Source organism: Flavobacterium hibernum, from assembly GCF_000832125.1.
GTDB classification, from domain to species: domain Bacteria; phylum Bacteroidota; class Bacteroidia; order Flavobacteriales; family Flavobacteriaceae; genus Flavobacterium; species Flavobacterium hibernum.
Map to the genome: position 1 here is coordinate 36684 of NZ_JPRK01000017.1, position 21699 is coordinate 58382.

At 33.0% G+C, this 21699-nt stretch carries 22 protein-coding genes; 9 read left to right on the forward strand and 13 right to left on the reverse strand.

All coding sequences use genetic code 11. The annotated features are described in order from the left end of the window. Positions 1-6: 6 nt before the first annotated feature. From IW18_RS18655 to trmD, 7 genes are all read right to left on the reverse strand, one after another. Entirely contained in the window at positions 7-828 is an 822-nt protein-coding gene (locus tag IW18_RS18655; protein ID WP_041519654.1) for a DUF4249 domain-containing protein, read from the reverse strand. Between the two features lie 33 nt (positions 829-861). Further along, entirely contained in the window at positions 862-3243 is a 2382-nt protein-coding gene (locus IW18_RS18660) for a TonB-dependent receptor (RefSeq protein ID WP_041519656.1), read from the reverse strand. 157 nt (positions 3244-3400) lie between these two features. Continuing rightward, entirely contained in the window at positions 3401-5623 is a 2223-nt protein-coding gene (locus IW18_RS18665) for an NADP-dependent isocitrate dehydrogenase (protein WP_041519657.1), read from the reverse strand. A 283-nt stretch (positions 5624-5906) separates the two neighbouring features. Then, positions 5907-6257 carry a 50S ribosomal protein L19 gene (gene rplS, locus IW18_RS18670; RefSeq protein ID WP_007804248.1) on the reverse strand — a complete coding sequence of 117 codons (351 nt, stop codon included), beginning with the start codon at positions 6255-6257 and terminating at the stop codon, positions 5907-5909. 246 nt (positions 6258-6503) lie between these two features. Then, positions 6504-7625, reverse strand: coding sequence for an agmatine deiminase family protein (locus IW18_RS18675; RefSeq protein ID WP_041519658.1), 1122 nt, complete (start codon positions 7623-7625; stop codon positions 6504-6506). Between the two features lie 99 nt (positions 7626-7724). Next, a complete protein-coding gene (locus IW18_RS18680) occupies positions 7725-8549 on the reverse strand; it encodes an AraC family transcriptional regulator (RefSeq protein ID WP_041519660.1) in 825 nt (274 codons plus the stop codon). A 138-nt stretch (positions 8550-8687) separates the two neighbouring features. Further along, entirely contained in the window at positions 8688-9368 is a 681-nt protein-coding gene (gene trmD, locus IW18_RS18685; protein ID WP_041519662.1) for a tRNA (guanosine(37)-N1)-methyltransferase TrmD, read from the reverse strand. 232 nt (positions 9369-9600) lie between these two features. On the opposite strand from trmD, the gene IW18_RS18690 reads away from it, so the two are divergent. The 8 genes from IW18_RS18690 to IW18_RS18725 all read left to right on the forward strand — a co-directional run bounded on the left by IW18_RS18690 (position 9601) and on the right by IW18_RS18725 (position 15554). Continuing rightward, positions 9601-9936, forward strand: coding sequence for a hypothetical protein (locus IW18_RS18690; protein ID WP_041519664.1), 336 nt, complete (start codon positions 9601-9603; stop codon positions 9934-9936). A 117-nt stretch (positions 9937-10053) separates the two neighbouring features. Next, entirely contained in the window at positions 10054-10503 is a 450-nt protein-coding gene (locus IW18_RS18695) for a nuclear transport factor 2 family protein (protein WP_205625294.1), read from the forward strand. A gap of 47 nt (positions 10504-10550) precedes the next feature. Further along, on the forward strand, positions 10551-11459 hold the full coding sequence (locus IW18_RS18700; RefSeq protein ID WP_041519668.1) for a Zn-dependent protease: 909 nt from the start codon (positions 10551-10553) through the stop codon (positions 11457-11459). Between the two features lie 67 nt (positions 11460-11526). After that, positions 11527-12399 (forward strand): sugar phosphate isomerase/epimerase family protein, encoded by an 873-nt coding sequence (locus IW18_RS18705; RefSeq protein WP_041519670.1) that lies wholly within the window; start codon positions 11527-11529, stop codon positions 12397-12399. Between the two features lie 54 nt (positions 12400-12453). Continuing rightward, on the forward strand, positions 12454-12801 hold the full coding sequence (locus tag IW18_RS18710) for a cupin domain-containing protein (RefSeq protein WP_041519672.1): 348 nt from the start codon (positions 12454-12456) through the stop codon (positions 12799-12801). Positions 12802-13016: 215 nt separating this feature from the next. Beyond that, positions 13017-14153 carry an MFS transporter gene (locus tag IW18_RS18715; RefSeq protein ID WP_240475581.1) on the forward strand — a complete coding sequence of 379 codons (1137 nt, stop codon included), beginning with the start codon at positions 13017-13019 and terminating at the stop codon, positions 14151-14153. A 60-nt stretch (positions 14154-14213) separates the two neighbouring features. Beyond that, positions 14214-15146, forward strand: a complete 933-nt coding sequence (locus IW18_RS18720; RefSeq protein WP_041519676.1) for a peptidylprolyl isomerase — start codon at positions 14214-14216, stop codon at positions 15144-15146. A 96-nt stretch (positions 15147-15242) separates the two neighbouring features. After that, entirely contained in the window at positions 15243-15554 is a 312-nt protein-coding gene (locus IW18_RS18725; RefSeq protein ID WP_041519677.1) for a cytochrome c, read from the forward strand. 117 nt (positions 15555-15671) lie between these two features. Here IW18_RS18725 and IW18_RS18730 read toward each other — a convergent pair whose 3' ends face one another. From IW18_RS18730 to IW18_RS18740, 3 genes are all read right to left on the reverse strand, one after another. After that, positions 15672-16067: a GreA/GreB family elongation factor gene (locus IW18_RS18730; RefSeq protein ID WP_041519679.1), complete on the reverse strand. Its 396-nt coding sequence runs from the start codon at positions 16065-16067 to the stop codon at positions 15672-15674. 428 nt (positions 16068-16495) lie between these two features. Next, on the reverse strand, positions 16496-17050 hold the full coding sequence (locus tag IW18_RS18735; RefSeq protein WP_041519681.1) for a thioredoxin family protein: 555 nt from the start codon (positions 17048-17050) through the stop codon (positions 16496-16498). 135 nt (positions 17051-17185) lie between these two features. Continuing rightward, a complete protein-coding gene (locus IW18_RS18740; RefSeq protein WP_084607991.1) occupies positions 17186-18079 on the reverse strand; it encodes an alpha/beta fold hydrolase in 894 nt (297 codons plus the stop codon). A 135-nt stretch (positions 18080-18214) separates the two neighbouring features. Between IW18_RS18740 and IW18_RS18745 the strand changes: the two genes are divergently transcribed. Beyond that, positions 18215-18550 carry a tRNA-binding protein gene (locus IW18_RS18745; protein ID WP_041519683.1) on the forward strand — a complete coding sequence of 112 codons (336 nt, stop codon included), beginning with the start codon at positions 18215-18217 and terminating at the stop codon, positions 18548-18550. A gap of 63 nt (positions 18551-18613) precedes the next feature. On the opposite strand, the gene IW18_RS18750 is transcribed toward IW18_RS18745, so the two are convergent. The 3 genes from IW18_RS18750 to IW18_RS18760 form a co-directional block, all read right to left on the reverse strand. Beyond that, positions 18614-19159 carry an RBBP9/YdeN family alpha/beta hydrolase gene (locus IW18_RS18750; RefSeq protein ID WP_041519685.1) on the reverse strand — a complete coding sequence of 182 codons (546 nt, stop codon included), beginning with the start codon at positions 19157-19159 and terminating at the stop codon, positions 18614-18616. Between the two features lie 149 nt (positions 19160-19308). Continuing rightward, complete coding sequence (locus IW18_RS18755; RefSeq protein ID WP_029268690.1) at positions 19309-19677, reverse strand: PUR family DNA/RNA-binding protein; 369 nt, start codon at positions 19675-19677, stop codon at positions 19309-19311. A 68-nt stretch (positions 19678-19745) separates the two neighbouring features. Beyond that, a complete protein-coding gene (locus tag IW18_RS18760; protein WP_041519690.1) occupies positions 19746-21524 on the reverse strand; it encodes an ABC transporter ATP-binding protein in 1779 nt (592 codons plus the stop codon). Positions 21525-21699: the final 175 nt, after the last annotated feature.

Sequence of the window (21699 nt, forward strand, 5' to 3'; positions counted from 1 at the left end):
TTCTTGTTATTGAATTTTGTATTTTTTAGAGTCTGTTTCGCTAAGCGAAAAATAGCCAAGTGGATAATTGGCTTTATCTGTTGTATTGATCACATTTCCTTTTACAGTCGCCGGTGGTGACTGAAAGGGTCCGCCAGCATTACTTCCTGCAATGCTAACTAAGATACTCATGTAGTTGTAGTATTGTTTTGAAATACCATAATGCGTTATTTCGATTTCGTCGCCAGCCTTTAAATCATCATCATCTGTTTGACTAAAATATTCGTTTCCCTGAAAGAATTTATCTTCGCCAACATAGTACGTTGATGTTATTTTATTGGAATACATATATTTATACAAGTAAAAATTATCTGCATCTGGCGGATCATTAAAATAAGCACGAACTTCGATGTCAGTTCCTGTAATTCCTCCGTTATTATTTTGTTCTATATGTGTTATTGGGGCGACAGATTGCATTGTTTCGCTTGCGGTATAAGTATTTCCATTGCTAATAACTGTCAAAGTATATGTTTCGTTAAGGACAGGTTTAAAGGTGGTGCAAACGTAGCGACCTGTTTTTGTAACTTCTTTAAAATTAAATTGTTCGTTTTGACTGTTTTTTACATAAACGGTTGCACCGGAAACGGTAGGAATTACGTTTTGAAAATAGCCTGTTGTTGTGGTTAATTTTATGGTTTGCTGTTTTCCGGTTGTTCCTTTCAGCCAGTTTATAGATGCTTCGATTACCAATTTTGGTGGCGCTGTGTCTAAATTTACATCAACAACTTCTTCGCAACTTGCAAAGAAAATCGATATAAAAAGTACGATTAGTAAGGTTACTTTTTTCATGGTATATCTTTTTTTCTTTTTACAGAATTGGTTTTAAAATTTGAAATTATAACTAACTGCCGGTACGATTCCAAAAATCGAAGTTTGTACCGCTTCGTTTACACCAGTGTCAATATTTTGTCGAAAGTTTATCGAAGCTGCGTTATGACGATTGTATAAATTATAAATACTAAAAACCCATTCGGCTTTCCATTTTCTGTCTTTATTACTTCTAGGGGTCAGCGTTGCTGAAACATCTAAATGATGATAAGCTGGCAAGCGGTTTTCGTTTCGTAAACCATAACTGGGAACTGTAATTCCTAGATATTGGTATTGACCATTTGGGTATGTAACAGGTTGACCGGATTGTAACGCAAAGTTAGCACCAAAAGACCATTTTTCGTTTAAGTTGTATGCGGATGTAATGGCTAAATTATGCGTTTTGTCGTAAGCAGAGCTATACCATTGTCCGTTATTGATACCTGTTTCTTCAGGAGTTCTACCTGGAGTTTGTTGTTGCGATTTTGATAAAGTATAAGAAATCCATCCATTAAGTTTGCCTTCATTTTTCTTCAGCATAAATTCTAAACCATAAGCACGCATTCGGCCGTTTAAAATTACTTGTTCGATGGCGTCGTTGGCAATCAAATCTGCGCCATCGATATAATCCAATCTGTTTTTGATTTTTTTGTAATATGCCTCAACTTCTACAGAATATGCTCCACTATTAATATTTCTAAAATAACCCAACGCGACCTGATCTGCAATTTGAGGTTTGATGTAATTATCACTTGGCATCCAAACATCGAGTGGAGTAGGCGATGAGGTATTAGATATCAATTGAAGATATTGTGCCATGCGGTTATAACTTGCTTTAACCGATTGATCATCATTTATTTGATAAGAAAGGGAAAGGCGAGGTTCGAAATTATTGTAATTCTGAATGACTTTGTTTTTGCTAAAATATTTAGTTGAGGTTGGTGTGCCTTTTTCATAAATCTGCATGTCGGTATTAAAAATAACGGGTTCGTTATTGTCGTAATAATTGATTGTCGACGCGCCTAAACGATAAAATAAACTGTAACGCAATCCGTAAGCGATCGTAATTTTTTTAGAAATTTGATTTTCGGCATCTAAATAAAGAGAGGGTTCAAAAGCATATTTTTTGTCTAATTGATCCGGATTGATTCCTGATGTATCGTTGCTTGGTTTTATAGTTCCAGGATTAAATTCGTAGTAAATTCCGCTTAGACCATAATTTAATTTGAATTTATCTGAGATGTAATTCTTGAAATCGTATTTGATATTGTAGTTTTTAATTCCAGAATCCCATTTGAAACCTACAAAATCTAAGTCTAGACCGTAATAGTAATCGCTATAAATCAAGGATAAATTTGCAAATAACTTATCAGAATATAAATGATTCCAACGCAAATTTAAAGTTGAGTTTCCGTAGATATTCGTGAAACTTTTGTTTAAGCTAAATACATCACGACCAAAATAACCAGATAAGTACAAGCTGTTATTGTCGTTTAGCTTGTAACTTAATTTGGTATTTAAATCGTAAAAATAGGCCGAGTTGTCTTTTTGTTTTTCGGATAGTTTTAGAAACAAATGCGCATATGAAGCTCTTCCTCCAATAAGAAAAGAACCTTTATCTTTTACCAAAGGACCTTCGGCAAGAAGTCGGCTCGAAATTAAACCAATTCCGCCATTCATATGAAATTCTTTGCTGTTTCCGTCTTTCTGATAAATATCTAAAACCGATGAAGCTCTTCCGCCATATCGAGCAGGAATTCCACCTTTATATAGTTTTAAATCTTTTATCGCATCAGGATTAAAAACGGAGAAAAAACCAAATACATGCGACGAATTAAAAATGGTGGCTTCGTCTAATAAAATCAAATTCTGATCGGCACCGCCACCGCGAACATTAAATCCAGAAGCACCTTCTCCAGCGTTTGTAACACCCGGAAGTAATAAAATGGATTTTAGAACATCGACTTCGCCCATAACAACAGGCATTTTTTTTATAGTAGCAATAGAAAGTTTATTGGTACTCATTTCTGGCGATTTGATGTTGATCTTGCCTTTGTTATCTGTAATTACAACTTCTTGAAGTTCTTCGCCGCTTTCGTTTATGGAGAAATTACTTTTTGTATTTTGATTTAATGTAATTGTTTTTTGAAGTGTTTGATAGCCTAAATAACTAATCTCGATTTGATGCTCGCCTTTAGGAATTGTCAGGGAATAAAAACCATATTCGTTAGTTGTGGTTCCTATTTTTAGGTTAGAAATATAAATGTTTACGCCTATTAGGGTTTCGTTATTTTTAAAATCGGTTATCGTGCCACTTAAAGTAAATTTTTCTTGTGAAAATGATGTTAATGATGCTAAAAAAAGAATAAGGAGTATGCCAATTTTTTTTGTAATCATTGTCTTGGTTTTGGTTTTACAAGGTTAAGAATTCTTACTAAATATTGAGGCACAACGATTGTTAAACATTAGTTAAGATAAAAAAAGACAACCATTTAGGTTGTCTTTTGATGGTATTTTAACAAGATACAGCTCAATGAGTATATCGTAAAATGTATTATTTTATTTTAGCAATAATCGAGTTGAATGTTGCACTCGGACGCATAGCTTTGCTTACTAATTCTGGAGTTGGTTGGTAATAACCACCAAGAACTTGAGGTTTTCCTTGCGCACCAATTAATTCAGCATCAATTTTAGCTTCGTTAGCTTCAAATTCTGCAGCAATTGGAGTGAAAATTGCTTTTAATTCAGCATCTTTGTTTTGAGCTGCCAATGCTTGTGACCAGTAATAAGCAAGGTAAAAGTGAGAGCCACGGTTGTCAATTTGACCTACTTTACGAGCTGGAGATTTATCGTTTGCTAAGAATTTATCGTTAGCTTCGTCTAAAGTTTCAGATAAAACAATTGATTTAGAATTGTCTAAAGTTTGTCCTAAATGCTCTAATGATGCACCAAGAGCTAAAAATTCTCCTAATGAATCCCAACGTAAATATCCTTCTTCTGTAAATTGTTCAACGTGTTTAGGAGCAGAACCTCCGGCACCAGTTTCGAACAATCCACCACCATTCATTAACGGAACGATAGATAACATTTTAGCCGATGTTCCTAATTCTAAAATAGGGAATAAGTCAGTTAAATAATCACGTAAAACGTTTCCTGTTACAGAGATAGTGTCTAAACCTTTGATGATTCTGTCTAAAGTAAATTCTGTAGCAGCAATTGGGTTTAAGATGCGAATATCTAAGTTTACTGTATTGTAATCTTTTAGGTATTTTTGAACTTTTGCAATTAATTCTCTGTCATGCGCTCTGTTTTCGTCTAACCAGAAAACAGCAGGAGTATCAGATAAACGAGCTCTGTTTACAGCCAATTTAACCCAGTCCTGAATTGGAGCGTCTTTTGCCTGACACATTCTAAAAATGTCATTAGCTTCAACATTTTGCTCCATTAAAACATTTCCGTTTGTGTCAACAACACGCACAACACCCTCAGCTTTCAATTGGAAAGTTTTATCGTGAGATCCGTATTCTTCGGCTTTTTGAGCCATTAAACCTACGTTAGGAACACTTCCCATTGTTTTAGGATCAAAGGCACCGTGTTTTTTACAAAAGTCAATTGTAGCCGTATATATTCCAGCGTAAGAACGATCTGGAATTACAGCAAGAGTATCTTGTTGTTTTCCTTCTTTATTGTACATCTGTCCAGAAGTACGAATCATTGCCGGCATAGAAGCATCAACAATAACATCTGAAGGAACGTGTAAGTTTGTAATTCCTTTATCAGAATTAACCATTGCAAGAGCTGGTCCGTTTTCGATAGCTTTAGTAATATCAGCTTCAACTTGGGCTTGTTCAGGTCTTCCTGCAATTTTTGCATAGATATCGCCTAAACCGTTTCTTGTGTCAATGTTTAATTCAGAGAATAAAGTTTCGTATTTTTTGAAAAGATCAGCAAAATATACTTCAACGATAGCGCCAAAGATAATTGGATCTGAAACTTTCATCATTGTAGCTTTTAAATGCACAGAAAGTAAAACACCTGCAATTTTTGCTTCGGCAATTGCATCTGCAACAAAGCTTTTTAAAGCTTTTAAGTGCATTACTGAACTATCGATTATTTCACCAGCTTTAAGTGGAGTACTTGCTTTAAGAACCGTTGTTGTACCGTCCTTTGCTACGAATTCAATTTTTACATCATTAGCTTCTGCAACTGTAAGCGATTTTTCACTTCCATAAAAATCACCGTTTGGCATTGAAGCTACTTTAGTTTTTGAGTCAGCAGACCAAGCACCCATTGAGTGTGGATTTGCTTTTGCAAAGTTTTTAACTGCTCTTGGAGCTCTACGATCAGAGTTTCCTTCACGTAAAACTGGGTTTACAGCAGAACCTAAAACTTTAGAGTATTTTGCTTTAATTTCCTTTTCGGCATCATTTTGAGGATCTTCCGGGAAATTAGGAATATTATATCCATGAGATTGTAATTCAGCAATAGCCGCTTTTAATTGTGGTACAGATGCTGAAACGTTTGGTAATTTGATAATGTTAGCTTCAGGTTGTGTAGCTAACTGACCCAATTCTGCCAAAGCATCTCCAGTTTTTTGAGCATCTGTTAAAAACTCAGGAAAATTTGATAAAATTCTACCTGCCAAAGAGATGTCTCTAGTTTCAATTGCAATACCAGCAGTGCCAGTAAATGCCTGAACAATAGGTAAGAAAGAATAAGTCGCTAACAATGGCGCCTCATCAGTTAAGGTGTAATAGATTTTTGAATTCTGTGTCATTTTTTTTTTTTTTTTTTATAATCGTATCGTCAGGGAATGGCGATGTAAAAGGTATATTCGGCTCAAAATGAGCGGAGCAAATATAATAAAAACAGTCCGAAAACGGTATAGTTTTTCTGAGAAATACTGGAATTATCAGATTGTTATTTCGAGGTCGTTAAATTATCAAATTGAAGATTTTGATATTAAAAAATTACGGTTTTAGTATTTCGGAAATTAGAAGCAAAAAAAAACTCGTTTCAAATTACTTGAAACGAGTTTTTTATAACAAAGAGATAAATGATTATCTTCTTTTATCTTTAATCTTAGCTTTTTTACCAGTAAGTTCTCTGAAGTAGAAAATTCTAGCTCTACGTACAGCTCCTTTTTTGTTGATTTCAATTTTTTGTAAAGCTGGTAAGTTTACTGGGAAGATACGCTCAACTCCAATTGCACCTGACATTTTACGAATAGTAAAAGTTTCTGTGTTACCAGAACCTCTTCTTTGAATAACAACTCCTTTAAAAAACTGAGTTCTTGTTTTTTCACCCTCTTTAATTTCGTAGAAAACTGTGATAGTATCTCCAGCTCCAAAAACAGGGAAATCTTTTTTAGCAACTAATTCGGTTTGAACGAATTTCATTAAATCTGCCATGATATCTTATAATTATGGTTTTTTATATAGAGCAACATTCACGGATCTCGCCAGAGGTTAGTCTAATTCGGGTGCAAATGTAGAAAATAATTGTGAATTATAAATTGTAAATTGTAAATTATTTTAAGTTGTTGATAAATTGAGTATTAAGACGTTTTTTTTTGTTTCAGGTTTCAAGTTTCAAGTTTGGATTACGCAATGAAGGAAACCTGAAACAAAACAAACTTGAAACCTGAAACAAAAAATTTACTTAGGTTGCTGCTGGGTAACACAATGAATCATTCCTCCATTTGCATATAAATTGCGAACATCAATGCCAATTACCTTTCGGGATGGGTATAAAGTCTGAATCAATTGGTTGGCAATGGCATCATTTGGGTCATTGTAATTTGGAACAAGAACAACAGTGTTTCCAATATAATAGTTTACATAAGAGCCTTTGTAGCCTAGTTTTTTACTATAAGTGGTTACAACGTTATTCTTAGACAATGGTAGTTTTAAAAAAGTATAAGCTTTACCATTTTTGTCTTTTGAGTTGTATAAAGTTGTAATGTCAGTTTGAGGAACTTCCCAATACAATAAATCGTCTTCGTTCATTGTAACAATTGTATTTACGCTGCCAAATCGTGCAAAACCATCGATGTGCATATCGGTAATTTCTCTTCCTGCTTTGCCATCCAACCAAATAAAGTGTGTTATACCTAAATACTTTTTAAAGTTTGCTTCGGCTTCTAATTGTGTCATTCCGGGATTACGATTCGAATTTAGTATCGCACTTCTGGTCGCTAATAAAGTTCCGTTTCCGTCAACTTCTACAGCTCCGCCTTCATTAATCATAACAGCATTCAAATCTACAACTGTTGTTTTTTGATCTGCTGCAATTTGCGAAGGTATTGTATTGCAATTTGCAAAAGCAACTTTTTTGCCCCATCCATTAAATCCCCAATCCTGAATTACTAATTGATTGTTTTTATCTTTTACGTAAATCGGACCATTATCTCGCACCCAAACATCGTCTGTTTTAAAAATTTTGAATTCAATATTAGATAATGAAATGCCTGCGTCTTTTAATAAAGTGGTAATTCTGTTTTTTTCAGTAACGTCATAAGCGATAATAAATACTTTCTCGCTTCCTGTTAATGATTTCGTCATGGCAACCCAAGTTGCATCGAGATCATTTCTATAATCAATACCATATTGATATTGATGTGGCCATTGCAGCCAAGTTCCTTCATGTGGAGCCGATTCCTCAGGCATTGTGTACATAATCGCTGTATTTATCGATTCGTCTGGTTTTGCAGTTAATTCGTCTTCTTGACACGACGAGAATAATGGTAGTAATAAAACGGTTAGAAATAAGTTCTTCATCTTAGTTGTATATTAAGTTTAGTGTCATATTGTACCGGTAGTTTGACGGGACAAAGGTATTTCTAAAGCGTAATTGCAAAGTTGTCCAAAATGGACAAATTAAATAAGCGGAATAAAAATTGCCGTCAGATAATCAGATGGATTATCACAATTGCCATTGTTTGTTATATATTGTTCGATTACAGGTAAATGAGAAAACTCGACAGTATTATTTAAAAACCAGCCTCCAAAAATTTGCTCATAAGTATCTTCCAGAGTTTCATAACTGCCATGATGGAAAAAACGAGCATATCGACCTCCAAAAATCTTTTTTATCGGAAGACTTTTAATAATAGATTTTGTAACGATACAAGCATCATAGGTGCATTTAGATTTATCGGTAATTAAAATGTCATCAGTTATAATACCAAAGAAATCTGTAAGGGGCTCAGGGAATTCATTTTTTAGTAAAACATCCCAAAGTTCTTCTATTTCGGGATTGATATAATAAGTTTTGCAACTCGAATAATAAACTGTTATCTCAGGAATAAAAGTTATTTCGGGTTCTAAAGTATAGTAAATTACTTTTTGAGGATGAATATCATTTAATAAAATTTCTTTTTGATGTCGCGCTAGAGAAGGAGAGTAATTGAAATGTTTTTTGAAAGTTTTTGAGAAAGACTGTACATCTGCAAAACCTACTTCAAGGGCAATATCCGAAATTTGTTTCTTAGAATATAGAAGCTTTTTATAGCCGTTTTCGACTTTCAATCTGGTTTGATATGCACCAATTGTTTCCTTAAATAAAGAATAAAAAACACGCTGCAAATTTCGGTAAGAATAACTGGAAATATCTTCAAGAGCGCTTATTGAGATAATTTGATTGTAATGCATCTCAATGTGATTCCGGGTATTATAAATGCGTTTTAGATTAAAATCATTCATTTTTGTCCAGTTTTACAGTCGCAGTATTCAGTCGCAGTTTACAGTTGCGGTTTACAGTTTTCGGTCGCAGTACTCAGTCGCAGTTTGCAGTGCGTTGAGACTAAATACTGTAAACTGCGACTGAATACTGAAAACTCTTTAATGTCCTTCCAACAAATCAGGCCTTCTGTTTTTAGTATGCTCAAATGCCATATCCTCGCGCCATTTGTCAATTTTAGCAAAGTGACCGCTGGTTAAAACTTCAGGAACTTTCCATCCTTTATAATCTGCTGGTCTTGTGTATATAGGTCCCGAAAGTAAATTATCTTGAAAACTATCTGTTAAAGCTGAGGTTTCGTCACTTAAAACACCAGGAATTAATCGGATTAAAGCATCGGATAAAACCAATGCACCTAGTTCTCCTCCAGATAAAACATAATCTCCAATCGAAATTTCTTTAGTAATAAAATGATCGCGAACACGTTGATCTACACCTTTATAATGTCCACATAGAATAATAATATTTTCATACATCGACATTGTATTGGCCATTTTTTGATTTAGCGTTTCTCCATCAGGCGACATATAAATGATTTCGTCATATTCGCGTTCGCTTTTTAAATGTGTAATACACGCATCAATTGGCTGAACAGTCATAACCATTCCAGCGCCACCGCCAAACGGATAGTCATCGACACTTTTTTGTTTGTTTGTAGTATAATCTCGTAAATTATGAAAATGTACTTCAACCAGACCTTTGTCTATGGCACGTTTCATAATCGAAGCCTCAAACGGGCTTCTTAATAATTCTGGCAAAATCGTAATAATGTCAATTCGCATTTTTTTTCTTCAAGAGTTCTAAGCCGCAAAGATACAAAGTTAATATTTGACAAGTTTAAAGATTTAAAAAATGAGAAATGATTGTTGTAAAGTGAACTCAAAAGTATAGTTATATTACATCTAGATTATATTTTGTTTAATAATGAATTGATAAACATTATTATACCTGTTAATAAATAAAAACTACTTATTTTTAACATTGAATAACAACCAGAACCAACATTAATGATTTATGAAGAAAAAATTACTTTTAATAGCAATGCTTGTTGCAATTGTATCATGCTCAGACATGAAAAACACCTCAGAAAACTGGGTTGGTAAGACAAAAAGCAGCCTTATAAAAAACTGGGGGCCACCAATAAGGTATATGGATGATGGCCAAAAAGGAGAAGTACTTGTTTACGCGGAACAAATTTATGCAAATTCTAAAAATGCTGAAGGTTCCAGAATTGCAGGTCCAAATTATTGGAGTTACTCTTATGTATATGTTAACAAGGAAGGAAAAATTTATTCATGTCGAAATGAAAAACAAAAAAATCCACCACAACAAATCGTGTTAAGTAAATAATTGTTTTCCCATCAGTTTTATTTTCAATTGATAAAAGTAAGATATTAATTAAAGAAATTTTATTATATTTAATTCTTTAATTAATTGAATTTTAGTCAAATAAAGCTGATGGAAAAAATGTTTACAATACTTTTTGCAGCCTTAACACTTGCATCTTGTAACAATCAAAATCAATCAAAAGTTATGGAAATTAGTAGAAATGAAAAAATAGTAAAACAATATTTTGAACATTTTAATAATCATGATTGGAAGAAAATGTCCGAAATGTACACCGAAACGGTTGATTTTAAAGATCCGTCACTAGGAACTGGTATTGTAAAGCAGTCACGTCAGCAAATTAAGGACAAATATGCAGAGTTAAATAAAGTTTTTCCTGACTTACACGACAAAGTAATTCAAATTTATCCATCGGGAGAAAAACATATTATTGTTGAATTTGTTTCGACAGGAACTGCGCCTGATGATTCGAAATTTGAGTTGCCAATATGTACTATTTTCACAATCGAAAACGGACTAATCACTAAAGATTTCTCTTATTTTGATAATTTTGAAGAAGAAGAAAAATAGATAACATTGTTGAAGCTCTCCAAAAGGAATAAACCTCCAAAAAATTAATGAAAAAAATAATTTTCTTTTTATTAGTATTATTTTGTTCCTGTAACAAAGAAAAAACAAAAGAAACTCCAAAAGAGATCCCAAAAGAAATTCCTAAAGAAGCGTCATACTTTAAGCAAATCAAAAGTAATGATGTTAAATTGGCTGAACCTGTTTATGGTGATTGGCTGTTTTCTCATAAAGAAAAAGGACAAAGTTTTGAACAATATTTTAGGTCTAAACATGTTTGTCCAACAGCAGAAGCGAATATTATTTACTTACAACCAATAGGAAATTTTAATGCTTTGCAAAAGAAACAAATTCAACTTACTAATGAATATTTAGAAATTTATTTCCAATTAAAAACCAAAACTTTAAAGCCTATTTCTAATGATGTAGTTCCAAATTCTTCCAGAAGAATGATTGCTGAAGGTCATGAACAATTATTAGCAGGTTATCTTTTAAATGATGTATTGAAAGAAATAAAACCTTTAAATAGAATTGCTTTAATGGGACTTTCTGAACTGGATTTGTATCCTAAGCCAGAATGGAATTATGTTTTTGGTTTGGCTTCTTATCACGATAAAGTGGGCGTGAGCTCGATTTATAGATTACAGGATGGCGAATTAACTGCTGAGAATTTTAATTTATGTTTATCGCGATTGCTAAAAATAAGCTCTCACGAAATTGGGCATATGTTTGGTTTGCATCATTGTACAACTGCAAATTGTGTTATGAATGGCACCAATAATATGGGTGAAACAGATAGGCACTCTATACGATTATGTTCTGTTTGCCAAAGAAAACTAAATTCCTGTATACCATATGATAATAAAAAGAGATTAACTGATTTAGAAATATATTTTAAGAAGAATGACTTAATTGAAGGATTTGAATCTATGAAAAAGGATATTGAAGTTGTTCAATAAATAAAAATGTAAAAAGAGAGTTTACGCTTTAAATCCTCATAAAAAATTTTGAAAGTCAATATAGAAAATGATTACAAGAAGAAGTTTTATTATAAATACCAGTATGGCAGCAACAGCAGTTCTAGCTTTGCCATCATTAGCATTTACTATGAATAAAAAAGAAGTTGGATTACAGTTGTATACTTTGCGAAACGAAATTTCTAAAGATGTGAAAACAACTCTCGAAAAAGTTGCAGCTGCCGGATTTACAACTGTCGAAATGTATGGTTTTTCGATAAAAGAGCAGTTTTGGGGATTGTCTGCAATTGAACTTAAAAAAGTGTTAGACGCAAACAATTTAAAAGCTGTAAGCGGACATTATAATTTAGGAAGTTTTCTTTATGATGGAAACACTGCCGAACTTATTGCGGCAATTGAAGCGGCAAAAGTCTTGAAAAGTGAATTTCTAACAATTCCCTGGATAGATGAGCCTTTTAGAAAAAACATAGAAGATTATAAAAAGATTGCTTCAAGGTTAAATGAAGCCGCAAAAATGTGTCAAAAAGCAGGTTTAAAATTAGCGTACCACAATCACGATTTTGAATTTCAAAAACACGACGGAATGACGGGGTATGAAATTTTATTACAAGAAACAGACAAAGATTTGGTGTTTTTTGAATTGGATTTATATTGGGTAGTTCGTTCAGGAAATGATCCAATTAAATTGTTTGAAGCAAATCAGGATCGTTTTAAAATGTGGCATGTAAAAGATATGGATAAAATAAATCCAGCTTTAAATACCGAAATTGGTTCAGGTTCGATTGATTTTAAAACTATCTTTAAGGAAGCCAAACACTCTGGAATGAAACATTTTTTTGTAGAGCAGGAGAATAACTACGGAGGCAACTCGTTTAAATCTATTCAGACAAGTTTTGATTTTATTTCTAAAAATTTGATTTAAAAATAAAACAATCAAAAACCTTATTTTTGTAGCAATTCAATAAAAAAAGCAAATATGCAAAGTTTCGGGACAAGCAAAGAATTTATAAAAGGAGATGAAATCGAGTGGGAAGTAGTTGGAGAAGGAATCAAACGTAAGATTCTTGCCTTTGATGATCGAGTAATGTTAGTAAATGTTCATTTTGAAAAAGGTGGAATTGGTACTTTACACGAACATTATCATACACAAGTAACATATGTTTCCAGCGGTAAATTTGATGTAACGATTAATGGCGTGACTCAAACTTTAAAAGAAGGAGACAGTTTTTACATTCCGCCACATGCGATTCATGGAGTAGTTTGTTTAGAAAGCGGTATGCTTACTGATGTTTTTAGCCCTGCAAGAGAAGATTTTTTTAAATAGAATTAAATAAAGAAAATCCGTTAATATCCGTGTTTTCGCGATGGCGAATCCGTTTAATCAGCTTCATTTTGTGGAATACTGATGAAGTAGATTCGCCATCGCGAAGACGTAGATTTACACAGATTTTATAAAAAAAATAACTTTAATAATAAGTCTAGATTAAATATTGATGGTATTTTTGCAAAATGAATTTATCCAAAACGAATGTCTTATTTATGGCAGCTTGCACTGGACTTATAGTTGCAAATCTTTATTACTGCCAGCCCTTAATTGTTTTAATTGCTAACGAATTTAAAATTCCTGAAGCCAGCGCGGGAACAATAACCTATTTGACCCAAGCGGGTTATGCTATTGGACTATTTTTTATGGTTCCGCTGGGCGATAAAATCGAGCGAAAAAAACAAATTCTGATTACCACTTTTGCATCTGTAATTGCATTAATAATCGCAGCAACTGCAAAAAGCTTTTTCCTTTTACAAATAGCATCTTTGCTTATAGGGATCACCTCTATTGTGCCACAGCTTATTTTGCCTTTGGCAGCGTCTTTAAGTGCACCGGAGCAACGCGGAAAAGTCGTTGGTACCATAATGAGTGGTTTGCTTGTGGGGATTTTACTCTCAAGAACTTTAAGCGGATTTATTGGTCAGATTTTAGGATGGAGATCAATGTTTTATATCGCTGCCGGAATTTGTTTACTTATCTTTTTTGTAATTCAGAACAAATTCCCAGTCAATAAACCTCAGTTTCAAGGAACTTACGGACAACTAATTAGTTCTCTTTTTACACTAATAAAAACACAACCCGTTTTGCGCGAAGCCACCATGATTAATGTGTTTAGTTTTGCTCAATTTGGAGCATTCTGGACCACAATGGTATTATTGCTTTCGGGAGAGCCGTTTGGTTTTAACAGTGCCACAATTGGATTGTTTGGTATTGTTGGAGCATCTGGGGCTTTAGCAGCGCCACTTGTTGGAAAAATGGGAGATAAAGGAGGTTCAAGAGTAGCAGTAGGTTACGGCTGTTTGTTAATCTTAATAAGCTTTTTAGTGTTTTATTTTTCAATAGAGAGCGTGATCGGAATTGCAATCGGAATTGTTTTTATCGACATTGGAATTCAAGGTGTTCACATTTCAAATCAAACCAGAGTTTATTCATTATTACCAGAAGCACGAAATAGATTAAATACAGTATTCATGTCGTTTAGTTTTTTAGGAACAGCGGCCGGATCTGCTTACGGTTTGTTTTTATGGAAATTTGGAGGATGGCACGCTGTAACTATCGGATGTGTTGCTTTATCAATATTATCATTTGTAGTTTACGGACTTACTTATAAATCAAAATCTAAAAAATAGAAAGGACAAATTGATATAAAATTAATTTGTAAATTTGCAATTAAATTAAAAATAACAACAATGGAAAACGGAATATACGCTAAATTCAATACTAGTAAAGGTTCGATTTTAGTAAAACTAACACACGACTTAACACCTGGAACCGTAGGGAATTTTGTAGCTCTTGCAGAAGGAAATATGGAGAATAAAGTAAAACCTCAAGGACAAAAATTCTATGACGGATTAACATTCCATAGAGTAATTCCTGATTTTATGATTCAAGGTGGATGTCCAAAAGGAACAGGAACAGGAGATCCAGGTTATAAATTTGATGATGAATTTCACCCAAGTTTAAAACACGATCGTCCGGGAGTATTAGCAATGGCAAATTCAGGACCAGCAAGTAATGGTTCTCAATTTTACATTACTCACGTTCCAACTTCTTGGTTAGATAATAAACACACAGTATTTGGTCATGTTATTGAAGGACAAGATATCGTTGATGCTGTTGCTCAAGGTGATGCTTTAGAAAGTGTTGAAATCCTTAGAGTAGGAGAAGAAGCTGAAAAATGGAATGCTATCGAAGCTTTTGTAGGTTTAAAAGGTGCTCGTTTAAAAAGAGATGCAGCTTTAAAAGCAGAATCTGAAGCAAAAATGGAGCAATTAGCTGCAGGTTTTGATAAAACAGATAGTGGTTTACGTTATAAAATGATTAATAAAGGAGAGGGTAAAAAAGCTGAAGCAGGTAAAACAGTTGCAGTTCACTACGAAGGATCTTTAGAGAATGGAAAAGTTTTTGATTCTTCTTATCCACGCAAAAAACCAATCGAATTTAGATTAGGTCAAGGTCAGGTTATTGAAGGATGGGACGAAGGTATTGCTTTGTTACAAGTAGGAGACAAAGCTCGTTTCGTAATTCCATCTGATTTAGCTTACGGAGCTGCTGGAGCAGGAGGAGTTATTCCGCCAAACGCAACATTGATTTTTGATGTTGAATTAATGGAAGTTAAATAAGAATTTCAGATACAATTTAGTATTGTTTTAAATAATAATCCCGTTCGCTTGCCGAATGGGATTTTTTTTATATTTACTTAAAAATATAGAAAAACGATGAAAGCAAAAATCTTAATCCTAGCCGCTGTAGTGTTGCTTTTAGCATCATGTGGAACTAAAAAAGCTTCACCAGCTACACCAGCTACTCCAACAGTTACTGAGGCTGCAAAAGCTACTGAATTAACACCGGCATTAGCAGAAGGTAAAAACCTGTATGAAAACAGTTGTGCAAGATGTCACAAATTGTTTGAGCCAAAGCAATTCACACAAGAAGAGTGGAAACCAATTTTAGTAAAAATGCAGAAAAAAGCGAAGTTAGATGATAGTCAAATGGCTTCGATTTCAAATTATATAACTTCTCAATTGTAAGAAGTTGTTACTGTAGATTAATAGAAACTATTCGGTAATTATTTTATTGGATAGTTTTTTTTGTGTTTAAAAACAGGACATAAAAAAACACCGTCACGAGTGAGGTGTTTAATAAAATTAAGAAACGTTTACAGAAGGATTGTTAACCGCAATTATTTTTAAAGTTTTTATTCCAGCCGGTAATTCCCAATCGACTTCGTCATTTTCTTTAAAACCAATGATAGCTACACTTAAAGGCGCTAGAATTGAAATTTTTCCTTCTTTTACATCTGAAGAAGAGGGAAGAACAATCTGAATTTTCATTTGTTTATTAGCCTTTACATCTTCAATTGTTACATAAGAGTTGATTCTCACAATCGAGTTGTCTAATTCGTCTTCTTTGCTAATTACAGCGCGATCTAATTCTTGCGAAAGCTGATTCGCTTCTTTAGCGTTTGTTGAATTTTTACTTTTTAAGATCAGTTCTCTTAAAAAATTATAATCTGTTTTACAGAAAGTGGGTGTTGGTTTCATAGCTATGTTTTATTTTTATTATTAAAATTTATTTTTGAATGTAAAATGTTCGTGTGATTTCTTTACAGGCATATAAAAGCACAATACTATTTCCAATTACATATATGTAAATTGGAGTTTTTTGAGTAATTATGTTTTTGGAATTTTTTTATTGAAAAAACCAGAAAATTATTTGAGAGAGAATTTACTCTTTCAAATAAAATAAATGATTAAATCGTGGTATAAATCCTCCGCCTGAAAGAAGAAATTGAAATAGACGGAGGCCTAATTGATAAAGGCCTTACTATGTGAAATAAATACAGCAGTAAGTGGTCTTCTTGTAAAAGAAAACAACAACGTAAAAACTGTAAATATATTTATAGTGCTCACAATGAGTATAATTAATTTGATCTGCAAAGATAGACAAACTTTTTTAAATAGCTAATTTCTTATTTCCATTTGATGCCACAACCAATACTTGGCTTCTGAATTTCGTTCAAACTTCGGTTATAAATAAGGGCATCAATTGCACTTCTAAGGTCACTTCCGCTTAACGGAATTCCATTTCCAGGTCTTGAATCGTCTAATTGACCGTGATAAAATAATCGGTTTTGACTGTCAAATAAGTAAAAATCTGGTGTACAGGCAGCATCATAAGCTTTGGCAACTTCCTGATTTTCGTCGAATAAATAAGGAAAATCTATTTTGTTTTTAAAAGCAAATTCAGTCATTAATTCTGGCGCATCCTCGGGATATTTTTCAATATCATTACTAGAGATTGCTACAACGCCAAGTCCTTGTACACGATAATCATTAGCAATCATAACTACTTCTTTAATTACATGAAGTACAAAAGGACAGTGATTACAAATAAACATGACAAGCGTACCTTTTGATCCCTTCAAATCTTCAAAAGAATATTCGTTATTAGAATTGGTATCTTTAAGATGAAAATCTGGAGCAATTGTTCCTAGCGGAATCATATTTGAAGGAGTTCGTGCCATTTTATATAGAATAAGTTATTCAAATTTAACTTTAAAATTCTGTAAAAAAAAGCTCGAAACTATAAAAAATACCCAAAGAAGCTTTTATTAAAATAATAAACTCCTTTGAGTGTTTATTTGAGAATAAATCGAAATTTACGAATTTAAAAAGTCGAGTAAATCTTTATTTAGTTTGTCTTTTGCGGTATAAAATAAGCCATGTGGAGCACCATCATAAACTATGAAAGTATTATTTTCGATCGCTTTGGCTGTTTTTTCTGAACTAATTTCAATTGGAACATTTTTATCATCATTTCCATGAATTATCAAGGTAGGAACTTTAATAGTTTGTAGTTCATCTCTAAAATCTGTATTATTTAAAGACTCTGCACATTTTAAGGTTGCTCTTGGCGAAGCTAAAGCACATAGATTTCTGTAGTATTCGAGTAGAGGCGTGCTTAAAGGTTTGTTGATAATGTTGATACCAAAAAATATTTTACCAAAATTATCCAAAAAGCCAATTCTATCCTCTTTAATTGCCGCTGCCGTTGCATCACCTTTTTCCTTTGGTCGACCTTCAGGATTATCTTCTGTTTTTGCTAAAAATGGAATAATAGACGAAATTAAAACAGCTTTTTTAACCCCTTTCCCTTCATAACGACTAAAGTAGCGAACAACCTCGCCACCGCCCATTGAGAACCCAACAAGTGTAACATTTTCTAATTGAAGTTGCTCAATAATCTCTTTTAAATCGTCAGTTAAAGTATCATAATCATAGCCATTATAAGGTTGCGATGATTTACCAAAACCACGTCGATCATAAGCAATTACACGATAATTATTTTCTACCAGAAAATCGATTTGATATTCCCACATTTCATTCGAAAGTGGCCAACCGTGAATCAAAATTACAGGCTCTCCTTTTCCATAATCCTTTACATACAGTTTAACATTCTGGGCTGTTTCAATATATTTATCAGAATTTTGTTGTTGAACATCAAAATCCAGATCACGTAAAGCTGCGTTGGTATTTATTAAACTATTTTCCATTTTATATTTTTTTAGTGATGACTTCGCGGTTTTATTTGTAAAATTAGAAGTATAGCTAAAAAAAAGATTATAGAATTAGTGCTAACAATTACAAAATTAATAGGTTTGTAATGAAACAACATTGAAAATACAAAAATGGATTTAACCTGGAACGAATTTGAAAGAACCGATATGCGTATCGGAACCATTATAGAAATAAATGATTTTCCTGAAGCTAGAAAGCCGGCTTATCAACTTACCATCGATTTTGGGGCAGAAATTGGTATCAGAAAATCATCGGCACAAATAACAAAACGTTATCAAAAAGATGATTTGCTAAACAGGCAAATTGTAGCTGTTGTCAATTTTCCTAAAAAACAAATAGGTAAATTTATGAGCGAATGCCTGGTTCTTGGTGCCGTAGGCGAGGAGGGAGACGTGATTTTACTAGCTCCGGATTTTAAAATCGAAAACGGACTTAGGATTGGATAATTTAGTTTTTAGTCTCAGTTGCAGTTTCCAGTCTTAACTGCGATTGAAAACTGCAACTGAGAACTATTTTACTTTATCAATTAACTGCTGTAAAATCAATTGCCCTTCTTCCCAATACTTTAAATCAGAATCAGAGTTGATGTGTCCTTGTTGACCAACATTTACAAAATCACTTCCCCAATTTTTGGCAAAATATTGCTTTCTTTCAAAAGAAGCATAAGGATCATTTTCGCTTGCTACAACTATTGAGGGGAATGGTAATTTATAAAGTGGCATTGGAGCGAAATTGCGAATAACATCTGGTGTGTGTTGAGGTGAATCTACGTCGGCAGGAGCGACTAATAATGCGCCAATAATATTGGGGTTATTATTTGTTTTTGCCCAATGCAATACTAAGGAAACCGCTAAACTGTGCGCTACCAAAATTGTTGGACTTTTCAATTTTACAACCTCTTCGTTTAATCGTTCGATCCACTCTTCACGAATAGGTTCATCCCAATTATCCTGAACTAAGCGTATTGAATTTTCAAATTTTTTATGCCAAAAGGTTTGCCAATGTTTATCTCCGGAATTTCCAAGTCCGGGTAGTATCAGTATTTGTGTTGCCATTTCTGGGAATTTTTATTTTAAAATATTTGAATCTCTGATTTTTAGATTACAAATCTAAAATCGACTAAATTTATAGAGTTTAAATATATAAAAAAAGTCCAAAATGTAAAACATATTGGACTTGTACTTTTTTAAAAAGTTATTTAGGACTAGATATCGTCAAAATCAATATCAGTAAAGCTTGATCGTTGCCCTTCTGGTTTGTCAGAACCGTATTCTTTTTTAAAATCTTTTTGATGTCTTTCAGAGATTACTTCTTCGCCTTTGTGGTTCAAGACATACGAAGTCATTTCTTCTAGTATTTCAGCAAAAGCACTAAAATCTTCTTTGTACAAGTAAATTTTGTGTTTTTTAAAATGAAACGAACCATCTTCTTCGGTAAATTTTTTACTTTCAGTAATTGTAATATAATAATCGTCAGCTTTAGTAGCTCTTACATCAAAGAAATAAGTTCTTCTTCCTGCTCGTAATACTTTAGAAAAAATCTCTTCTTTTTCTAACATGTCATTTTCTCTCATAATACGTTCTATCACTTTTGGAATTAATAGTACTCAAAAATCATAAAAAATTATCTATTACGCAACAATTAAAGTAATTCTTTTTCCGAAAGTTGTTTTAAATACAAAGATGAATAATAGCCGCCTTGATTTATTAATTGATTATGAGAGCCTTGTTGTATAATTTTTCCGTCTTCTAAAATGATAATTTTATCCGCATTTTTTGCTGATGAAACACGATGACTTACAATAATTGTTGTTTTGTCTTTGCAAATTTCGAATAGGTTATTTAATATCGTTTCTTCGGTTTCTGTATCTACTGCTGATAAACAATCATCAAAAAGTAGAATCGCTGGATTTTTTATAATTGCTCTCGCGATAGACACACGTTGCTTTTGTCCGCCCGAAAGCGTGATTCCTCTTTCTCCTAAAATAGTATCGTATTGTTTGTTAAATGCAATAATGTTATCATGAACCACAGCATTTTTGGCAGCTTCAATCACTTCTTCGTCAGTAGCGTTTTGATTGCCAAATTTGATGTTATTTTTTATAGTATCAGAAAATAAGAATTCATCTTGAGGTACAATTCCAATATTGTTTCGCAAATCATTTAAGTTCAAAGTGCTAATTTCATTTCCATCAATTGTGATTCTTCCGTCCGTAACATCATACAAACGAGAAATTAAAGATAAAATAGTCGATTTTCCGGAACCCGTTTTTCCTAAAATGGCTAAAGTTTCTCCTTTTTTTACCGTAAATGTTACATTTTTCAGCGCTTCAATATTAGTATCTTCATACGTGTAGCTTACATTTTCAAAAGCAATTGAACCTTGAATATCCGAGTGATTTTCGTTTTTGTTTTTGATTTCCGGTTCCAATTTCAAAAATTCATTCAAACGTTTCTGAGATGCTTCAGCTTCTTGAACCATTGATGAAACCCATCCCAAAGAGGCAACTGGCCAGGTTAACATATTTACATATAAGATAAACTCTGCAATAGTACCAATATTCGGAATCGTTCCGTTGATGTACATAATCCCTCCAAAATAAATGACAACCAAATTACTGATTCCAATTAAAGCAATCATCAAAGGACCAAATAAGGACTGAACTTTGGCTAAATCTAAGCTCTTCTTTTTGCTTTCGTCTGCAAGAGCCACCATATTATTCTGATGTTGATTTTCTAACGAATATGCTTTTATAACGCGAATACCCGAAAATATTTCTTGCGAGAAACTGGAAACTTTCGATAAATATTGCTGAAAAGTTGTACTACGCTTATTGATTTCTGAACTCAGTTTAAATATACAGTAAGATAATATTGGTAAAGGAAGTATAGTATATAAGGTTAGTAAAGGCGAAACATTATACATATATATGATAACGATCGCAAAACGTATAAAGGTATTGATCGTGTACATAACGGCCGGGCCAACATACATACGAACTTTAGAAACGTCTTCGCTAATACGATTCATTAAATCTCCAGTACGGTTTTGTTTGTAAAAGTTTTGCGAAAGATTCTCATATTGCTTAAAAACCTCATTTTTTAAATCAAATTCAATATGACGCGACATCACGATTAAAGTTTGACGCGTTAAGAAAAGAAAAAAACCTGAAATTATTGCAGTGACTATGATTATTAGAACGTTATGGATTAAATCCTGGCGGTAAGAATCAATGATTATCTGTGATGCTCGATCTGCGGCTGGCAACTTATCGAACTTCTCGATTGAATTTAAAGACTTACTAATAAGCTTTGGAGTGAATAAAGAGAATATTTGTGAGATTATAGCGATTAAAATTCCTAATGCGAAACTATATTTATATTTGATGAAATATTTGTTTAAATAGCTTAATTCTTTCATTTTTTTAAGAGATTCAATGATGAAATGTTTTGATTTTGTAAATTATTATGAATAAAAATTAACGGAAAGTATAATTTTATCAAAACAAAACGATTGTTATATTGTTATTTTAAAGATAAAAAATTAGCACATGTATATTTTTTGTTTAAGTTTGAGATGTCTTTTTGACAAATTC